Origin of the sequence: Rhodoferax sp. UBA5149, assembly GCF_002413825.1 — a bacterium.
GTDB lineage: Bacteria > Pseudomonadota > Gammaproteobacteria > Burkholderiales > Burkholderiaceae_C > Rhodoferax.
On record NZ_DHXT01000069.1, the window covers coordinates 2,731 to 6,307 of the forward strand.

At 58.9% G+C, this 3,577-nt stretch carries 4 protein-coding genes; 2 read left to right on the forward strand and 2 right to left on the reverse strand.

All coding sequences use genetic code 11. The annotated features are described in order from the left end of the window. Together rfaD and B3V69_RS05730 are read left to right on the forward strand one after the other, a co-directional pair. Positions 1–981, forward strand: a 981-nt coding sequence (gene rfaD / locus B3V69_RS05725) for an ADP-glyceromanno-heptose 6-epimerase (RefSeq protein ID WP_296444621.1), incomplete at its 5' end; no start/stop codon positions are given. Between the two features lie 143 nt (positions 982–1,124). Next, complete coding sequence (locus B3V69_RS05730) at positions 1,125–1,490, forward strand: ComEA family DNA-binding protein (protein WP_296444622.1); 366 nt, start codon at positions 1,125–1,127, stop codon at positions 1,488–1,490. A gap of 160 nt (positions 1,491–1,650) precedes the next feature. Here B3V69_RS05730 and B3V69_RS05735 read toward each other — a convergent pair whose 3' ends face one another. Further along, positions 1,651–2,484 carry a GGDEF domain-containing protein gene (locus B3V69_RS05735; RefSeq protein WP_296444624.1) on the reverse strand — a complete coding sequence of 278 codons (834 nt, stop codon included), beginning with the start codon at positions 2,482–2,484 and terminating at the stop codon, positions 1,651–1,653. Positions 2,485–2,674: 190 nt separating this feature from the next. After that, positions 2,675–3,577 (reverse strand): hydantoinase B/oxoprolinase family protein (locus B3V69_RS05740; RefSeq protein ID WP_296444626.1); only part of this gene is annotated, 903 nt, incomplete at its 5' end.

The following is a 3,577-nucleotide window of genomic DNA, read 5'->3' on the forward strand; positions in this document are numbered from 1 at the left end:
GGCAGCAACATCGTCAAGGGCCTGAATGCGCGCGGCTTCGACGACATCATCGCCGTCGACGACCTGACGCAAGGCGACAAGTTTCGCAACCTCGTCGATCTGAAGATTTCGGACTACGTGGATGCCGCCACGTTCTATGACTTGTTCGCGCATGGCGCCTTCGGCCAGATCGAGGCCGTGTTTCATGAAGGCGCTTGCAGCGACACCATGGAAGCCAATGGCAAGTACATGATGGACAACAACTACGCGACCTCCGTCAGCCTGTTCCAGGCTTGCCAGAAACGCGGGGCGCGGCTTTTGTACGCGTCCAGCGCCGCCACCTACGGCGGCTCGGACACGTTCCGGGAAGACCCCGCCTGCGAGCGGCCGCTGAACGTGTACGGTTACTCCAAACTGCTGTTTGACCAGCGCATGCGACGCGAGTGTGGCATCGACTTTCAGCGTTCGGTGGCTGGCAAGACCGGCCAGGTGGTCGGCTTTCGATATTTCAATGTGTATGGGCCGCACGAGCAGCACAAGGGCCGCATGGCCAGCGTCGCTTTCCACCAGTTCAACCAGTATGTGGCCGAGGGCAAAGTCAAACTATTTGGTGACTACGGCGGCTACGGACCGGGTGCGCAAATGCGCGATTTCGTTTTTATTGACGACGTGGTGGCGGTCAACCTCTGGTTCTTTGACCACCCCGGCGTGTCCGGCATTTTCAACCTAGGCAGCGGCCGGGCCCAGCCTTTCAACGACGTGGCCAGCTCGGTGGTGAACACGATGCGCACGATCCAGGGAGCGGCCGCACTGCCGCTTGAGGCCATCGCCTCAGCCGGCTTGATCGAGTACATCCCCTTCCCGGACGCCCTGCGCGGCAAGTACCAGTGCTATACCCAGGCCGACTTATCCGCCCTGCGGGCCATCGGCTGCGAACACCCGTTTGTCGATGTGCAGACCGGCGTCTCGAAATACGTCCAGTGGCTGGCGAGCCAGACCTGAGTGCCGCCATTGACCGAGGGGATTCACGCAATTTCGCGCCCTGCAGGTCAACGCCCTGCGCCTTGATCTCGTTGTGTTGCGGGCCTCGTCGAAGATGTGCGCCCGTGTTTTGTTTTTACTTTTTTAACCTCAGGAGTTGATTCATGTTGAAGAAAATTCTGGCCCTCGTGGCCATGTTGTACGCCGCAGCCTGCTTTGCCGCGGTGGACGTGAACAAGGCCAACGCGGCCGAACTGGACAGCATCAAAGGTATCGGCCCAGCCATCTCGACCAAGATTCTTGACGAACGCAAGAAGGGCAATTTCAAGGACTGGAACGACTTCATCGAACGCGTCAAGGGCGTGGGCAAAGGCAATGCCGTCAAGTTTTCCGCCGGTGGGCTGACCGTGAACGACGCGGCGTACCAAAACGCAGCAACGGTGCCGCCGACCAAGAAGGAAGAGAAACCCGTCGCCAAGGCCGACAAGGCTGAAGCTGCCAAACCAGCTGCCAGCGCGGCCAAGAAGTAATTCAGGGCTGCACTTTAAAAAACCCGCTTCGGCGGGTTTTTTTATAGGAAATTCGGCTCCAGCCCCCGTGTTTCATGCATGGACAGCTATTATATTTATAGCATACCAAGATTCACCAAGCTAGTAAAATCGGTCACACGCCCCTCCATGGCGCCCTTCCCTAATGCAGGCTCATCAGCCCGCTTGACTTGCACTCGTACATGGCATGGTCGGCAACAAACAGCAAGTCGTTCATGTCGGCCCCATGATCCGGGTACAAAGCCATACCGACGCTGGCACCGACCTTCACAATGGCGCCGCTGTCCAGTGTGATCGAGTTGGACAGCGTCTCGATCAGTTTTTGCCCCAAAGAAACGAGCTCTTGCGGATCTTCGAAGGATTCAATAATGAGTACAAACTCGTCGCCGCCGAGCCGGGCCACCGTATCGCAAGCCCGCACCGCACCGACCAGGCGCTTGGCCATGGTGATCAAAACGGCGTCTCCGACGGCATGGCCGTAGTTATCGTTGATGATCTTGAAATCGTTCAGGTCAACCATCAAAAGCGCAAAAGACACGCTACTGCGTTTGGCCCGCTCCACCGCAAAACGAAAACGGTCCGTCAACAGGATCCGGTTGGCCAGACCGGTCAGGCCATCGTGATGCGCCTGAACCTTCAGCAAGGACTCTCTGTCGTAAAGTTCAGAAATCTCGCTTTGCAACTCCTGCACTTGTCGTTCCACACTCTGTTTCAGACGAATATCCTGGTTTTGCAGCAGGGCAATGATTTGCCGCCGCGTCGCGTTGGCTCGCACCCGCGCCCGGTCTCGTTGCGCCCGCACCCGCTTTAATTTTTGACTCAACACGAGGGCAATTGCGGCCAGCAACAGCGTGCCGATCATCAGCAGGGCAGCCATGGCTGGCACGGCCAGCACCTGAATCATCAACGCGTACGCGCCCAAGCCCAGCGCCAGCGCAACACTGAACACCAGCCAGTAGCGGGGAGATCGTTTCATATACTTTGGGTAATCGCCGAGGCCCGGCATGGTCTGCTCCAAAATCCAGAAAAAGTGACAACTCAAAATTCTGATGCGCCCGACTGTACACGGAGCCACCGATTCGATATATCAGTATTTTCCCAAGCGCTCCTGTCAATGTCTATCCCCCAAATGGGGGATACGCATGGCCCGCCACCGCGAGCCAAGGCTATCGGTGAGGACTTTGTCCGCCGAACCCCCCACCGCCCGGCGTGCAAATCTCAAATACATCACCGACCTGCATCTCGGCCTGGCCGATGTGGCCCAGTTCTTCAATCCGGCCGTCCGCCCGCAGCACGCGGTTGCGGCCGACCTGACCGGGCTGCCCACCGGCCATGCCGAAGGCGCCATGTTGGCGGCCATTCGACAAAATGCTGGCGGTCATGGGCTCCAGAAACTTGACGCGGCGCACACCGCCGTTGCCACCGTGCCATTGGCCCGCCCCGCCCGAGCCCTGGCGAATTTCGTAGCTTTCCAGCCGGACCGGAAACCGGAACTCGAAGACCTCCGGGTCGGTCAGGCGTGAATTGGTCATATGGGTTTGCACGACGTCGGTGCCGTTGAAGCCGCCCACGACGACACCGTCGGCGTTCGTCAGGGCTCCGGCACCCGAACCGCCCGAGATCGTCTCGTAGTACTGGTAGCGCGCATTGCCAAAGGTGAAGTTGTTCATGGTGCACTGGCTGGCCGCCATGACACCCAATGCACCATACAAGGCATTGGTGATGCAAGTCGAGGTTTCGACATTGCCCGCCACCACCGACGCCGGCGGATTCGGATTCAGCATGGAGCCCGCAGGAATGATGACCTGAAGCGGCTTGAGGCAACCCGCGTTGAGCGGAATATCGTCATCCACCAGGGTGCGGAACACATACAAAACGGCGGCCATGCAGACGGCCGTCGGCGCGTTGAAGTTGTTGGTCTGCTGCTCGGAGGTACCCGTGAAGTCAATCACCGCGCTGCGCTCCAACGCATCGACGCGGATCGCCACCTGGATCTGTGCCCCATTGTCCAACGGCAAAGTGAACGTACCATCCTTGAGACGCGTGATGACCCGACGCACCGATTCTTC